Raw genomic sequence first — 13680 nt, forward strand, 5'->3', positions numbered from 1 at the left:
TCCGCCGAGCGGCCGCAGTCAGTCTCCGGAGGTCCGCCAGTCTCCGGAGATCCGCGTGGCCTTGCGCTCCCCGCGAGTCAGGGGAGGTAGGTGCTCGACGGCTCCGGCGACGGCCGCGAGGAGCCCGCTCGTCCGGCGGGCCGGAGCAGACCAGCGTCCTTCGGTGCGTGCCGCCGCGTCGAGCAGGTCTCGCGACCGGTCGAGGACGGTGAGGGGGAGTGCGGACAGCGCGTTGCCGGGCGGGCGGCGGGCGACGACCGGGTGCGGACGTGTCGGGGCGGTGGATCGCACCGCCTGCCAGTAGGTCCCGAGCCGGATGAGATCCTCACGGGTACACGCTTGCTGCAGCCGCGGGAGGAGGACGTCCTCCTCGTCGCGGACGTCCTCGCGCAGCAGGCGGACGATCTCGTCGAACAGCCGATGGGGTTCGGGGGAGTCGACGCCGAGCTTCTCCAGCGACGTGAACAGCTCGTTGATCGCCTGGTGTTCCTTCTCGACCTCGAGAGTCAGTTGCTCTCCGTCGGCCAGGCGCCGCCGCAGAGCGGGCCACAGCACCACTTCCTCGGCGAAGGCGTGCGGGAAGACCAGCCGGCAGAGGTCGTTGAGCACCGCCGAACCGGGGTCAGTTGGTGAGCAGACCCACGATCACCGCGACGGCCAGCCCGATCATCACGAGTGCGGAGATCACGACGGCAGGGTCCATGCGGTTGCCGCGGTCGCTTCCGTTGCCTGCGGTCGCCGATCGCAGGTGTGCGTCGGCGATCCGACGCGGTGGCGCCGGAAGGCGACGAGACGCCGGCTCCACCGGTGGGATCGCCGGAGGCGGGGGAGCGAAGTACGCAGGTGTTCTCGGTTCGCGGTGGCCCGGTCCCGGTACGGGAGCAGCGGTGGCCTGCCGGCGCGGGCCGACGATCGCCTCGTGCCCGTGACCGGAGGTCACGTGGGGTTGCACACCTTCCAGGTGTCGCCCTCGCGCTGCAGGTTCAGTGTCACCGTCTCGGGCTGGTCCGGCGTGCTGGTGTGCACCGCCACCACCTCGACCACGGCCTGATCGCCGCCCTCGACCACGCGCACGGCGTTGATGGACTGGGTCTGGACCAACTCGTTGCGTGCCTTCTGCGCCTCGTAGGTCTTCTGGTAGGCCGCGTCGTCGAAGTCGGTGTAGAAGGCGTTGAGCTCCCCGCAGGTCACCGATCGCAGCGTCGAGAGGTCTCCCTCGTAGAGCGCGGTGGTGTAGTCGAGCGCCACCTCGGCGGCCTCGTCGGCCGGCGCGGGCGTGCGCATGGTGTAGGCGAGGATGATGCCGACCACGACTGCGGCGACCACGACGAGGGCGGCCACCGCGACGAGCAGGCCCTTGCCACGTTTCTTCGTCGGCTTGGACGCCGGCTTGTCGCCCGGGATGACCTGCGGCTGGTGCGCGACGGTCGTCCACTCGCCGGTCGAGGGATCGTCGACCGCGGGCGCGGGGAGGGTGTCGGCGCGGTCGGCGGAGGCGGCATCACCCGCGGTGGCAGTGCCTGCCCCGGCGGCCGGGATGACCTTGGTGGCGGCATCGTCGGATGCCTTTTCGAGATCGACCGGGATGGCCTCGGTGGCCGGCTCTGTGGACTCGTCGGTGTCGGTGTCGGTGGCCTCGGATGCCGCGGCCTCCGGAGAGTCGGTCCCGGTGGACTCGTCCTGGTCTGCGTCGGCCTCGTCGGCGACCGTCTGGCCGGCCTCGTCGGGCTCTCCTTCTTGCGGGCTCTCCGGCTCCTCGCCGGCCTCGGCGTGCTCGTCGCCGTCGGCCTGCGCCTGGTCGGCTTCTTCGGGGTCGGCTTCTTCGGGGTCGGCTTCTTCGGTGGCCTCGGCCTCCTCGGCGACGGCTGACTCGGCAGCGGACTCCTCCGCAGCGGCCTCGTCAGTGTCCTCGGCGTCGCCCCCGGTGCCGTCCGTCTCGGCCGATTCGTCATCGGCCGCTGCGGTCTCCGGTCCGTCGTCAACGGCGGCAACCACCGCTGCGGCGGCTGCACCGGCTCCGGCGGCAGCCGCCACCGCCGCGCCGTCGGAGTCGTCGCGTTCCTCGGCGTCAGCGGGGTCGGCGTCCGCATCGGTCGCGGTGTCGCCCGAGTCGGCCACCTCGGCGTCGGCGTCTTCCGACGCCTCGGCATCCGCGGCCGCACTCTCGATCGGCTCGGTCTCGGCGGCAGCGGACTGCGAGTCGCCTTCCGCGGCGGGCTCGACCGCCTCGGCGTCGGAACCCTCGGAGTCGGAGCCCTCGGCGTCGGCCTGGGCGGTCACGGCCCCGTCGGTCTCGCCGGCATCGCTCTCATCCGAGGTCGGGTCGATCGAGTCGAGATCCTCGAGCTCGCTCGCATCCGGGAGGTCCTCCCGGCGGATCACCGTGGTCTTGGAATCGCTCGGGCCCAGGCGCTTCGGCGGCGCCGTAGCGGCTGCGTCGGCGTCCTCGGACGAGGCGACCGCGTCGTCGGAGGTCTCGTCGTCTGCGGCGAGAGGGTCGATGGAGTCGAGGTCCTCGAGGTCCTCCGGCGAGGGCAGGTTGTCGCGACTGATCACCTGCGTGGCGCCGTCGATGCCGCGTCCGCCCTTGGGCTTCGGACCCTTCCGCTCGGGGACATCGGGAGTCTCGGGGAAATCGGGAGTCTCGGGGGCATCGGAGGTCTCGGCGGCAGAGGCGTCGGTGCCGGCGTCGACGGGATCAGTCGCCCGGTCCTCTGGGGTCTCGTTGCGGGTGCGATCGTCCACAGCTGGCTCGTGGCCCTCTCTGCTGGTGCTCTCGGTCACGGCGTCGGCGCCGGTCGGAACAGTATCCGTGGTCTTGTCTGCGATGTCCTGGCGTGGTCGAGCCCCCAGGTCGGCATCAGTCGTCGGCCCGGCAGTGCCCCGGGGGTCGGTGCCCCGGGTGGCGGCGCGTCGAACGCGACGTTCGTCACGGACCTGGCGCAGCGACGTGAGCGCCCTGGTGACCGCTGTCCTCGGCCCGTCTGATCGAGCCATCGACGATCACCCCGCATTCCGCCCATCGCATGGTTTCGGTCCGGACACCGGAAGCTCCGACGACCGGACCGATTGCGCCATTCACCCTAGCGAATCCACCGCAGGTCCAGCACTACGGCATTCGATGGATACGACGGCGGTCTCGGCGTCGGTGCTTGAATATGTGCATGACGTCTTTCGGAGATCTCCTCGGACCGCAGCCGGTACTCCTCACCGGTGACGACGAAGCGGAGTCGGACCTGCTCAACGGTGCCGCCCCGGCCGAGGTCGCGGCGGCGCATCCCACCGCGTCGATCGCCTGGGCGTACCTCGCCGAGGCCGCCCTCGATGCGGCGACCGCCGGCGACGCCCCCGACCCCGCGGGTGTCGTGACCGCCTACGCGTTCGCCCGCACCGGTTACCACCGCGGACTGGACCAGCTGCGCCGCCACGGGTGGAAGGGCTTCGGCCCGGTGCCGTGGAGCCACGAACCCAACCGCGGGTTCCTGCGGTGCGTCGGCGCGCTGGCACGTGCCGCCGAGATCATCGGCGAGGAGGACGAGCACGTGCGCTGCCTCGACCTGCTCAACGACTCCGATCCGCAGGCCGCGGCCGAACTCGGCCTCGTCTAGCGGGCTGTCCCACCTCGGATGGCATCTGCGATCGGCACCCTTCCGCGTCGCGTGTTCGACTCGTTGCCCGACGGGCTGAAGCGACGGCTTCGCAGACTGAAGATCTCGCTGGTCCCGATCGTCCAGTGCGCGTTGGCGGCCGGGATCGCGTGGTGGATCGCGACGCATGTCTTCGCCCACCCCGATCCGTTCTTCGCGCCGATCGCGGCCGTCATCTCCCTCGGGCTCGGTCTCGGACGCCGCTGGCGCCGGTCGGTCGAACTCGTCGGCGGCGTCGCCATCGGCATCTTCGTCGGCGACCTGTTCATCGGCGCGGTCGGCAAGGGCGCGTGGCAGATCATGGTCGTGGTCATCCTCGCGATGTCCCTGGCCGTGATCCTCGACGACGGCCTGCTCATCCCGATGCAGGCGGCGTCCTCGGCCGTGCTGGTCGCGACCCTGCTCCCGCCGGGAGGCGTCGCAGGTTTCCACCGCGCGCTCGACGCGCTCATCGGCGGGGTCGTGGGCATACTCGTCGCCGCGCTGTTCCCGGTCAATCCGGCCAATCGGGCGCGAGAGGACGCGGCCGCCGTGCTCACCACGGTCCGCGACGCGGCACGCACGGTCGCCGAGGGTCTGCGGGCCGCCGACACCGAGCCGATCGCCGCCGCCCTGGAGAAGGCGCGCGGAACCCAGGCCGCGATCAACAAGATGCGGACCGACATGACCGGAGGCCGGGAGGTCACCCGGATATCGCCGCTCTACTGGAGTTCCCGCGACCGTCTCGACCGGCTGATGCGCACCGCGGATCCCATCGACAACGCGGTCCGCAACTTCCGGATCATCGCCCGCCGGTCGCTGGCCATCACGCAGCGCGGTGAACGGGTCCGGCCAGAGCTGATCGAGATCATCGACGACATCGGCGGCGCCTTCGAGGTGCTGCGCCACATGATGCTCGCCGACCCCGGGGAGGACCCCGACCCGGTGGAGGCCGCGCGGGTGATCCGGTCGATCGTGCGCAAGGCGCGCAAGGACCTGGCCGAGAACAGCGAGCTGTCCGAGGCCGCGCTCCTGGCCGAGATCAGGTCGCTCCTCGTCGACCTGTTGATGGTTGCCGGCCTCCGGCGCTCGTCCGCACTCGCGACCCTGCGAGGCTGACCCGGGGCGACCGGCGAGACCGGGAGGAGGGCGGTTGCCATATATGCGTAACTACGCATATATTGGCCCGACCATGGGGCACTCTCATTCGCACGCGCACTCCCACACCCCCGTCGCCGGGGAAGCGGGACGGCGACGCCTGTGGCCGATGACCCTCGCGGTGTTCCTCATCGGCAGCTTCTTCGTCGTCGAACTCGTCACCGGCATCCTGGTCGACTCGCTGGCGCTGATCGCCGACGCCGGCCACATGCTCACCGACGTCGTCGCGCTGATGATGGGCCTGACCGCGCTGCTCCTCGGACGACACGGGCGCATCACCGACTCCCGCAGCTTCGGCTGGTACCGGGCCGAGGTGTTCACCGCGGTGGCCAACGCGCTCCTGCTGATCGGCGTCGCGGTCTTCGTGTTCGTCGAGGCGATCGAGAGGATCGGGAAGGACCCCGAGGTCCCGGGCCTGACGCTGATCGTCGTCGCGACCCTGGGCCTGGCGGTGAACCTCGCCGTGATGCTGTTGCTGCGCGCGGACTCACGCGAGTCCATCGCGGTGCGGGGCGCCTACCTGGAGGTGCTCGCGGACGCGGTCGGCAGTGTCGGAGTGCTGGTGGCGGGCATCGTCGCGCTGACCACCGGCTGGGGCTACGCGGACGTGGTGGCCGCGGTCCTGATCGCACTCTGGGTGGTCCCGCGGGCGCTGCGGCTGGCCATCGACGCGCTGCGCATCCTCAACCAGCAGGCGCCGGCCCACATCGACGTCGAGGCGCTGCGGACCGACCTCGCGGAGATCCCCGCCGTCGACGACGTCCACGACCTGCACGTGTGGACCCTGACCACCGGCATGGACGTCGCCACGGTGCACCTCGGCAGCCGGCACCCGAACTCCGAGGTGCTGCCCGCCGCGCAGGCGATCCTGGCGAAACACGGACTCGACCACGCCACCGTGCAGGTGGACCCCGAGGGCGAGGACAGACGATGCCGGGACGAACTCACCTGGTGAACGGTGGTCCATCTCGCCGGTGATGTCGGTTATGTCTTAGATTTTCGGCATGGATCGACGCGAATTCCTCGCGGTGCTGGCCGCGGGAACCGTAGGCGCCCTGACCGCGGCCTCGGTGGCCGGATGTGCTTCGGAGGTCCCGGCCGCCGAGGTCGCCTCCGCCCCGCCCACCCCCTCCACGCCGCCGACGCCGAGCACCCCGGCCTCACTCTCGACCACGCCGGCAGGTCTGTTGCCGCCCGCGGTCGGTGCCAAGCACCCGCTCCCGGACGAACCGATCACGGCGCTGCCGGGCAAAGGGCGGCACATCGCGCTGACCGTCGACGACGGCGCGAGTTCCGAGGTCGTCGGCGCCTACGTGAAGTTCGCGCAGGACACCGGCGCGCGGTTCACGTTCTTCGTGACCGGGTCGTTCGACGGCTGGACCGATCATCGTGACGAACTGCGGCCGCTCGTCGAGTCGGGGCAGATCCAGCTCGGCAACCACACCTGGACGCATCCCGCGCTCACCGAGTTGTCGGGCAAGCAGATCGCCGACGAACTGGGCCGGACCAAGCGCTTCCTGAAGAACACCTACGGCGTCGACGGCACCCCGTACTACCGTCCGCCGTTCGGCTACCACAACGCCGCGGTGGACGCGGTGGCCGCCGACCTCGGCTACACGATGCCGACGCTCTGGTACGGCTCGCTGTCGGACTCCGGCCTGATCACCGAGAAGTATCTGGTGCAGTGCGCCCGCAAGTACTTCCAGCCGCAGTCGGTCGTGATCGGCCACGCCAACCACGATCCGGTGACGAAGGTCTATCCGAAGCTGGTGGACATCATCAAACGGCGCAACCTCCGCATGGTGACGCTCGACGACTACTTCCAGAGCACCTAGGAACCGGAGCCCGGCGGCCTCCCGCGCGCAACCGCGCGGGGTTTTCGCTCACGCTGATTCCATTCGCGCGACGAACGGCGTGACGCCGATACCGTGTGCCGGTCATGGCCAGCACCCTGCAGACTCCCGCGTCCCCTGTCCGCCCTGCGACCGTCGGCGAGACCGACGCCGAGCGCCGCAAGCGACTCCGCACGGTCGTGGCCGCGAGCCTCCTCGGCACCACGGTCGAGTGGTATGACTTCTTCCTCTACGCAACGGCCGCGAGTCTCGTGTTCAACACGCTGTTCTTCCCGGACCAGAGCTCGTTCGTGGGCACGCTGCTGTCGTTCGCGACGTTCGCCGTCGGATTCGTGGTCCGCCCCATCGGCGGGGTGATCTTCGGGCACATCGGCGACCGGATCGGCCGCAAGCGCACCCTCGCGATCACGATGGTGATGATGGGCGTCGCCACCGCCTTGATGGGCGTGCTGCCGAACGCCGCGTCGGTCGGCGTCGTCGCACCGATCCTCCTGCTCCTGCTGCGCATCGTGCAGGGCTTCGCGCTCGGCGGCGAATGGGCGGGCGCGGTGCCGCTGTCGGTCGAGCACAGCCCCGAGCGCCGCCGCGGTCTCTTCGGCTCGATCCCGCAGATCGGACTCGCGCTCGGCCTCGCTCTGGGCACCGGCGTGTTCGCGTTGCTGCAGGTGGCCCTCGACGACGATGCGTTCCTCACCTACGGCTGGCGCATCGCGTTCCTGGTCAGCATCGTGCTCGTGGTCATCGGCTTCGTCGTCCGCCTGAAGGTCGACGAGACGCCGGCCTTCGCCGAGGTGACCGAACTCGCGCAGCAGTCGTCGGCGCCGATCCGCGAGGTCGTGACGCCGCCCAACACCCGCAACACCGTCCTCGGCCTGCTCGCCCGCTGGGGCGAGGGTTCGGCCTTCAACACCTGGGGCGTGTTCGCGATCGCCTACGCCACCAGCGAACTCGACATGGAGAAGGTCCCGGTCCTGGTGGCGGTGACGATCGCCTCGGTCGTGATGGCCGCACTGCTCCCGGTGTCGGGGCTGCTCACCGACCGGTTCGGCGCGAAGCCCGTCTACCTCGCCGGCATGGCCGCCTACGGGGTGTCGGTGTACCCGGTGTTCGCCCTGTTCGGGACCGAGAACCTCGTCTGGTTCACGGTTGCGCTGGTGATCGTGTTCGGCGTGGTCCACGCGCTGTTCTACGGCGCGCAGGGGACGCTGTTCGCGAGTCTGTACCCGACGCGCGTGCGGTACACGGGGCTGTCGGTCGTCTACCAGTTCTCCGGCATCTACGCCTCGGGCCTGACGCCGCTCATCCTCACCGCGCTCATCGGGGCGGCGTCGGGCTCGCCGTGGCTCGCTGCCGGATACCTCGCGCTCACCGCGGTGATCAGCGTGGTCGCGACCACGCTGATCCGACGCGACGACCTGCACCTGGCGACCGGCGTCAGCGCCGTCGAGGCCGAGCACGAACCGCGGGCGTCGGCTCCGGTGACGGAGACAGAACCGGTGCCCGTCGGCTGACGGGCACCGGCGCTGGAACCAGCGGATTCAGGGGCGGACCAGCAGCAGATCGGCGACGTGGCGGTAGAACGTCGAGCGCTTGAGCACGCGCTCGTTCACCACGCCCTCCCGCTCGACCACGATGTTGGTGCCCCCGGTCTGGACCGCCCGGCCGTGGATCCATTTGCCCGGCAGCAGCCACCGCTCGACCTGCGCCCGCAGCCCGGGGGCTTCCAGCGTCGGCTCGATGAGGACCGAGCGGACATCCCCGTCGAAGAGGCGCTCGTTGTCGACATAGCACTCGCCGTGCAACTTCTCGCCGTTCGCGCCCAGGTGCCGGGCGCTGCCGAAGACGACCGTCGCGGCGTCGTCGCGGATCAGCGGCACGGGTGTCGCGGTGCCGGTCTCGGCCAACTGGCGTGCTTGCGGGCCGTGCGGCAGGCGGTACCGGCGGGTCGCGGCGGTCGGCTCGGGCGAGACATACGCCACTTCGACGTCGAGGCGCTCGGCGGCCATCAGGGCGGCCACGACCGCGTCCAGGAAGGTGTCGTTCTCCTCGGCGATCGTCGGCGCGAACCGTTCGGAGACACGGGGTTCGACGATGATCCGGGTGACCTCGGAATCGGACAGCGCGTCGGCGACCGCCGCGCGTGCGGCTTGTTTGTCGTCGGAGCGACTTGACTGGGTGATCAGGGCGAAAGACACGGGGATAGGGTATCCGGGCGCTCGACACAGTAGTGTTGGTGAGGTTTGTTCTGATCAGTTCAAGCGCGCCACACGAAGGAGTACCCGAATCATGGCCGCGATCGTGCTTATCGGAGCCCAGTGGGGCGACGAGGGCAAAGGGAAGGCCACCGACCTGCTCGGCGGCCAGATCAACTGGGTTGTCCGATACCAGGGCGGTAACAACGCCGGCCACACGGTCGTACTCCCGAACGGCGACATGTTCGCCCTGCACCTCATCCCGTCGGGCATCCTCACCCCCGGTGTGAAGAACGTGATCGGCAACGGCGTCGTCGTCGACCCGGGCGTGCTGCTCACCGAACTCGGCGGCCTCGAGGAGCGCGGTGTCGACACCAGCGGACTGCTGATCTCGGCCGACGCGCACCTGCTGATGCCCTACCACGTGGCGATCGACAAGGTCACCGAGCGCTTCCTGGGCAACAAGAAGATCGGCACCACCGGTCGCGGCATCGGCCCCTGCTATCAGGACAAGATCGCCCGCGTGGGTGTGCGCGTCGCCGACGTCCTCGACGAGAAGATCCTCGCGCAGAAGGTCGAGGCGGCTCTCGAGCTGAAGAACCAGATCCTGGTCAAGATCTACAACCGCAAGGCCCTCGACCCGGCGCAGGTCGTCGACGAGGTGCTCGGCCAGGCCGAAGGCTTCAAGCACCGCATCGCCGACACCCGGCTGCTGCTCAACCAGGCTCTCGAGCGCGGCGAGACCGTGCTCCTCGAGGGCTCGCAGGGCACCCTTCTCGACGTCGACCACGGCACCTACCCGTACGTGACCTCGTCGAACCCGACCGCCGGCGGCGCGGCGGTGGGCGCGGGCATCGGCCCGAACAAGATCACCACGGTCCTGGGCATCCTGAAGGCCTACACCACCCGCGTCGGCTCGGGTCCGTTCCCGACCGAGCTGTTCGACGAGTGGGGGGCCTACCTGGCCAAGACCGGCGGCGAGGTCGGTGTCACCACCGGCCGTGCGCGTCGCTGCGGCTGGTTCGACGCCGTGATCGCCCGCTACGCCACCCGCGTCAACGGCATCACCGACTACTTCCTCACCAAGCTCGACGTGCTGTCCAGCATCGACACGATCCCGATCTGCGTGGCCTACGAGGTCGACGGCGAGCGCTTCGAGGACATGCCGATGACCCAGACCGGGTTCCACCACGCCAAGCCCATCTACGAGGAGATGCCCGGCTGGTGGGAGGACATCTCCCAGTGCAAGACCTTCGAGGAACTGCCGCAGAACGCGCAGAACTACATCCTGCGGCTCGAAGAGCTCTCCGGCGCACACATCTCGTGCATCGGCGTCGGCCCGGGACGCGATCAGACGATCGTGCGTCGCGCGATCGTCTGACGACTCGGCTCTCGGGGCGCTGCTCGCTCAGGGTTCTGCGGGCAGCCAGGCCCCGTGCAGCCCGGCGGGCACCCGGATCGGCAGATCCACCGTCGCGATCGGCCCGTCGGCGGGGGCGTCCGCGTCGAGCAGGTAGAACCGCGACCGCAGGTCGGCGGGATCGGTCCCGATGGTCCCCCAGTAGTCGTGCCCCGCGCCGGGGATGAAGATCGGCTCGCCGACCGCCACCCCCGGTGTCCAGACGGTCTCGGTTCCGGCTGCGAGGTCGTGGAACCACAGGCTCTCGCGCTGACCGGTGTCCCCCGCGGCCCGGGCGACGGACGCGATGCGACGGTGGTCGCGGGTGAGCAGCCGGTCGTCGACGCGCGGGAACTCCATGTCGACGACGGCGTCGCTCACCACCGTCTTGCCGATCCCGGCGTCGGGATCGACGACCGCGCGGACCAGTTCCGACGACGCGGGCCGCGGCTGATCGGCGAAGCCGCCCGGATATGTCCACTCGACGTAGTCGACGGTGACGGTGCCGTCCGGGTTGTCGAAGGCGTTGGCGACATGCCACACCCAGAACGGGTCGGTGTCGACCCAGCGCACCGGATCGCCGTTGCGCGGGATGAGCGCGATCCGGGTGCCGCGGTCCGGCTGCCATGCCAGCAGCGACCCGCCGCGGAGCATCGCGGCGATGTCGAACACCAGGGGGCACACGAACAGCACGATGAACCGCGAGGTCAACGCCATGTCGTGGACCATGATCGGCGCGTCGAGACCGTCGACGGGCGTGGGTTTGCGCGTGGTGTGGCCGTCGGGCCCGACCACCGCCCACGTCAGATACGGCGCCTCGAGCGCGTAGTTGAACAGCACCATCTCCCCGGTCGCCGGGTCGATCTTGGGGTGCGCGGTGCTGCCGACCAGCATGGCGCCGTCGCAGTCGGTCTTGGCGACGGTCGCGAGGTCGGCAGGGGAGATCTCGTACGGGCGGTCGGCCTCGGCCATCGCGAGCAGACGCCCGCCGTGCCGGACGATGTTGATGTCCGGCAGGTCGCGCATGGTGCCGGCCAGCTCGTCGCCGACCTCTGACGCCGGTGGGGTGTACCCGTCGGTGATGCCCGACCAGATCGCATGTCCGGCAGCCTCTTCGGCGACCACCATCGGGGTGCGGACGAAACGGTTGGAGTACGACACCCGGCCGTCCTCGACGCGGATGAGGTGCACCATCGCGTCTCCGTCGAGCGGGTACACGTAGGAGCCGATCGGATCGAACCGGGGATTGGGCCCGTTGCGCAGGTAGCTGCCGGCGAGGTCGTCGGGGATCTCGCCGGCAACGGAGAGGTCGGCGACGTCGACCTCCTCGCGCTGGGGTGCGAACACGCCGGTCAGGAACGGGTGGGTGTGCATGTCCACCGGCGCGGGCCGGGCCGGGCGCTCGGAAGCGGTCATGATGGGCCTTCGGTGTCGGATGGGTTCGACTGCGGGATCGTGACGCGAGCCTGCCCACAGCGTAGGACGAACACGCAGGTCATGAATGCCGTTTCGGTGTCGGCCGGTCGGGGGCGCGTCGGCGGGGTGCGGTGCTTCCGGTCCCGGGCGTGATTGGATTGGGCATGCTTGCGAGACGGGGGAGCCGCGACTACGGCTCGATCCTGCTCGGCTCCGCCGGGGAGAGTTCACTCAAGCAGCGCGTGCGGATCCAGACGCTGCTGACCGCCTCGATCGTCGCCGCGAACGTCTTCGGTGCCCTGGTGGCCGCCGCTCTCGCCGCCGTCGGCATCCCGGAGCCCACGGTGTTCACCGCGGAACTCTGGTGGGTCAACTTCATCGCCGTGCCGGTGTACATCGTCGCGGCGTTCGTGATCGGCATCGGGTGGGGGACGCTCGTCGGCGTCCGCGTGCTGCGCTGGGCCATCCGCGACGAGACACCGTCGAAACGCGATGCGCGACGGACGATGCGACTCCCGTGGCGGCTGTCGCTGGTGCAGGGCCTGCTCTGGGCGGGCGCCACCGTGATGCTGACGATCATGTACGGCGTCCTCGACCCGCAACTCATCCCCAAGACCCTCTTCGTGGTGGGCCTCAGTGGCGTTGTGGTGGTGGCGATCTCGTATCTGTTCATCGAGTTCACGCTGCGACCCGTTGTCGCCGAGCTGATCTCGGCCGGGTTCCACCGCCGGAAACGATCCGGTGTGATGTCGCGGTCGGTGGTGTCCTGGATCGCCGGCTCGGCGATACCGGTCATCGGCATCCTGCTGGTGGTGGCGTTCGGGGTGGCGCGCGACGAGACGTCGAAACTCGATCTCTTCGTGGGGGTCACGGTGCTCGCACTCACCGCGTTGTTCACCGGACTGCTGCTGACCCTGTTGTCGTCGATGAGCATCACCGGGCCGATCAGGTCGGTGCGCGAGGGGATGAACCGCGTGCAGGCGGGGCGTCTCGACGCCGACCTCGTCGTCTACGACGGCACCGAGCTCGGCGATCTGCAGGTGGGGTTCAACGCGATGGTCTCGGGTCTGCGCGAGCGGGAACGGATGCGGGATCTCTTCGGCCGCCACGTGGGCCGGGAGGTCGCCGAGGCGGCGTTGGCTTCGAACCCCGAACTCGGCGGCAGCGAACGGGTCGCCGCGGCGCTGTTCGTCGACGTGATCGGGTCGACCACGCTCGCCGCCGAGCGGCGCCCGACCGAGGTGGTCGAGATCCTCAACAAGTTCTTCGCCGTCATCGTGCGGGAGGTCGAGGCGCAGGACGGACTGGTCAACAAGTTCGAGGGCGATGCGGTGCTGGCGATCTTCGGAGCACCGATCGAACTCGCCGATGCCGCCGGGGCCGCGCTCGCCGCGGCACGGCGGATCGTCGCCGGCCTGGCCGACGAGGTGCCGGAGCTGAACGCCGGCGTGGGGGTGGGCTTCGGCTCGGTGGTCGCCGGGAACGTCGGTGCCATCGAGCGCTTCGAGTACACCGTGATCGGCGACCCGGTCAACGAGAGCGCCCGGCTGTCGGAGCTGGCGAAGCGGGACCCGTCCCGTCCGCTCGCCGCGGGCCGCGCGGTCGACGCCGCGGCGGCCGGCGAGGCGAGACACTGGGAACGGATGGAGACGCTGACCCTCCGCGGTCGCACGGCCGAGACCGTGGTCTACGCCGCGATGCCTGCCGGCGCTGCGGGTTCTGCCGACCGCGCGCAGCCGACTCGCTAGCCTCGATCTTTCGTGAGGTGGCGGTCGTCTGTTGGGTGGCCCGGGTGGGTGGTCTGAGGACCGGATCTCCGGGCGTAGGCCGTGAGAGGTGCCCGACGCGTCGGTGGGCGTCGGGGTTCACGGCCCCGAGGTGGAACGTCCTTTCTGGATCAGAGGTCAGGTCGGCTTGATGTCAGGCAGGTGCGGGAAGTGCTGCGAGTCTTGAGATCCCGTCGAGCAGCAGTCCAACATGTGGTGCGTGGGCGGCAAGCTTCAACCGGGTTCGGCGGGCGTGGCGGCTGATCTTGA

At 69.9% G+C, this 13680-nt stretch carries 12 protein-coding genes; 7 read left to right on the forward strand and 5 right to left on the reverse strand.

Annotated elements, in window-relative coordinates; genetic code table 11:
- Positions 1 to 18 precede the first annotated feature (18 nt).
- Genes GP2_RS10095 through GP2_RS10105 form a run of 3 tightly spaced genes read right to left on the reverse strand, consistent with a single transcriptional unit; the run spans position 19 to position 2745 of the window.
- A complete protein-coding gene (locus tag GP2_RS10095) occupies positions 19 to 609 on the reverse strand; it encodes a hemerythrin domain-containing protein (protein ID WP_006900406.1) in 591 nt (196 codons plus the stop codon).
- 13 nt (positions 610 to 622) lie between these two features.
- A complete protein-coding gene (locus GP2_RS21640) occupies positions 623 to 940 on the reverse strand; it encodes a hypothetical protein (protein ID WP_006900407.1) in 318 nt (105 codons plus the stop codon).
- A complete protein-coding gene (locus tag GP2_RS10105) occupies positions 937 to 2745 on the reverse strand; it encodes an Rv0361 family membrane protein (protein WP_157211672.1) in 1809 nt (602 codons plus the stop codon). Before GP2_RS10105 ends, GP2_RS21640 begins: the two co-directional genes overlap by 4 nt.
- A 419-nt stretch (positions 2746 to 3164) precedes the next feature.
- Between GP2_RS10105 and GP2_RS10110 the strand changes: the two genes are divergently transcribed.
- The 5 genes from GP2_RS10110 (at position 3165) to GP2_RS10130 (ending at position 8148) form a co-directional block, all read left to right on the forward strand.
- Positions 3165 to 3608 carry a DUF3151 domain-containing protein gene (locus GP2_RS10110; protein WP_006900409.1) on the forward strand — a complete coding sequence of 148 codons (444 nt, stop codon included), beginning with the start codon at positions 3165 to 3167 and terminating at the stop codon, positions 3606 to 3608.
- Positions 3609 to 3626: 18 nt separating this feature from the next.
- Positions 3627 to 4745, forward strand: a complete 1119-nt coding sequence (locus GP2_RS10115) for an FUSC family protein (RefSeq protein WP_006900410.1) — start codon at positions 3627 to 3629, stop codon at positions 4743 to 4745.
- A gap of 73 nt (positions 4746 to 4818) precedes the next feature.
- The gene (locus GP2_RS10120) at positions 4819 to 5739 is read left to right on the forward strand and encodes a cation diffusion facilitator family transporter (protein WP_006900411.1); all 921 of its coding nucleotides are present in this window, start codon (positions 4819 to 4821) and stop codon (positions 5737 to 5739) included.
- A 49-nt stretch (positions 5740 to 5788) separates the two neighbouring features.
- A complete protein-coding gene (locus tag GP2_RS10125) occupies positions 5789 to 6619 on the forward strand; it encodes a polysaccharide deacetylase family protein (RefSeq protein WP_006900412.1) in 831 nt (276 codons plus the stop codon).
- A 104-nt stretch (positions 6620 to 6723) separates the two neighbouring features.
- Positions 6724 to 8148 (forward strand): MFS transporter, encoded by a 1425-nt coding sequence (locus GP2_RS10130; protein WP_051997203.1) that lies wholly within the window; start codon positions 6724 to 6726, stop codon positions 8146 to 8148.
- Positions 8149 to 8175: 27 nt separating this feature from the next.
- On the opposite strand, the gene GP2_RS10135 is transcribed toward GP2_RS10130, so the two are convergent.
- Entirely contained in the window at positions 8176 to 8832 is a 657-nt protein-coding gene (locus GP2_RS10135; RefSeq protein WP_006900414.1) for a hypothetical protein, read from the reverse strand.
- A gap of 91 nt (positions 8833 to 8923) precedes the next feature.
- On the opposite strand from GP2_RS10135, the gene GP2_RS10140 reads away from it, so the two are divergent.
- Positions 8924 to 10210 carry an adenylosuccinate synthase gene (locus GP2_RS10140; protein ID WP_006900415.1) on the forward strand — a complete coding sequence of 429 codons (1287 nt, stop codon included), beginning with the start codon at positions 8924 to 8926 and terminating at the stop codon, positions 10208 to 10210.
- A 27-nt stretch (positions 10211 to 10237) separates the two neighbouring features.
- Here GP2_RS10140 and GP2_RS10145 read toward each other — a convergent pair whose 3' ends face one another.
- Positions 10238 to 11644, reverse strand: coding sequence for a carotenoid oxygenase family protein (locus GP2_RS10145; RefSeq protein ID WP_006900416.1), 1407 nt, complete (start codon positions 11642 to 11644; stop codon positions 10238 to 10240).
- 164 nt (positions 11645 to 11808) lie between these two features.
- Between GP2_RS10145 and GP2_RS10150 the strand changes: the two genes are divergently transcribed.
- A complete protein-coding gene (locus GP2_RS10150; protein WP_006900417.1) occupies positions 11809 to 13392 on the forward strand; it encodes an adenylate/guanylate cyclase domain-containing protein in 1584 nt (527 codons plus the stop codon).
- The last annotated feature ends 288 nt before the right edge of the window (positions 13393 to 13680 follow it).

It is taken from the genome of Gordonia paraffinivorans NBRC 108238 (assembly GCF_000344155.1).
In the GTDB taxonomy this organism is placed as follows: Bacteria; Actinomycetota; Actinomycetes; order Mycobacteriales; family Mycobacteriaceae; genus Gordonia; species Gordonia paraffinivorans.

Excerpts from the sequence above, each read along its gene's own strand:
- GP2_RS10110 (WP_006900409.1), top strand. The coding sequence starts at position 3,165 with ATGACGTCTTTCGGAGATCTCCTCGGACCGCAGCCGGTACTCCTCACC.
- GP2_RS10115 (WP_006900410.1), top strand. The coding sequence starts at position 3,627 with ATGGCATCTGCGATCGGCACCCTTCCGCGTCGCGTGTTCGACTCGTTG.
- GP2_RS10120 (WP_006900411.1), top strand. The coding sequence starts at position 4,819 with ATGGGGCACTCTCATTCGCACGCGCACTCCCACACCCCCGTCGCCGGG.
- GP2_RS10125 (WP_006900412.1), top strand. The coding sequence starts at position 5,789 with ATGGATCGACGCGAATTCCTCGCGGTGCTGGCCGCGGGAACCGTAGGC.
- GP2_RS10130 (WP_051997203.1), top strand. The coding sequence starts at position 6,724 with ATGGCCAGCACCCTGCAGACTCCCGCGTCCCCTGTCCGCCCTGCGACC.
- GP2_RS10140 (WP_006900415.1), top strand. The coding sequence starts at position 8,924 with ATGGCCGCGATCGTGCTTATCGGAGCCCAGTGGGGCGACGAGGGCAAA.
- GP2_RS10145 (WP_006900416.1), bottom strand. The coding sequence starts at position 11,644 with ATGACCGCTTCCGAGCGCCCGGCCCGGCCCGCGCCGGTGGACATGCAC.
- GP2_RS10150 (WP_006900417.1), top strand. The coding sequence starts at position 11,809 with ATGCTTGCGAGACGGGGGAGCCGCGACTACGGCTCGATCCTGCTCGGC.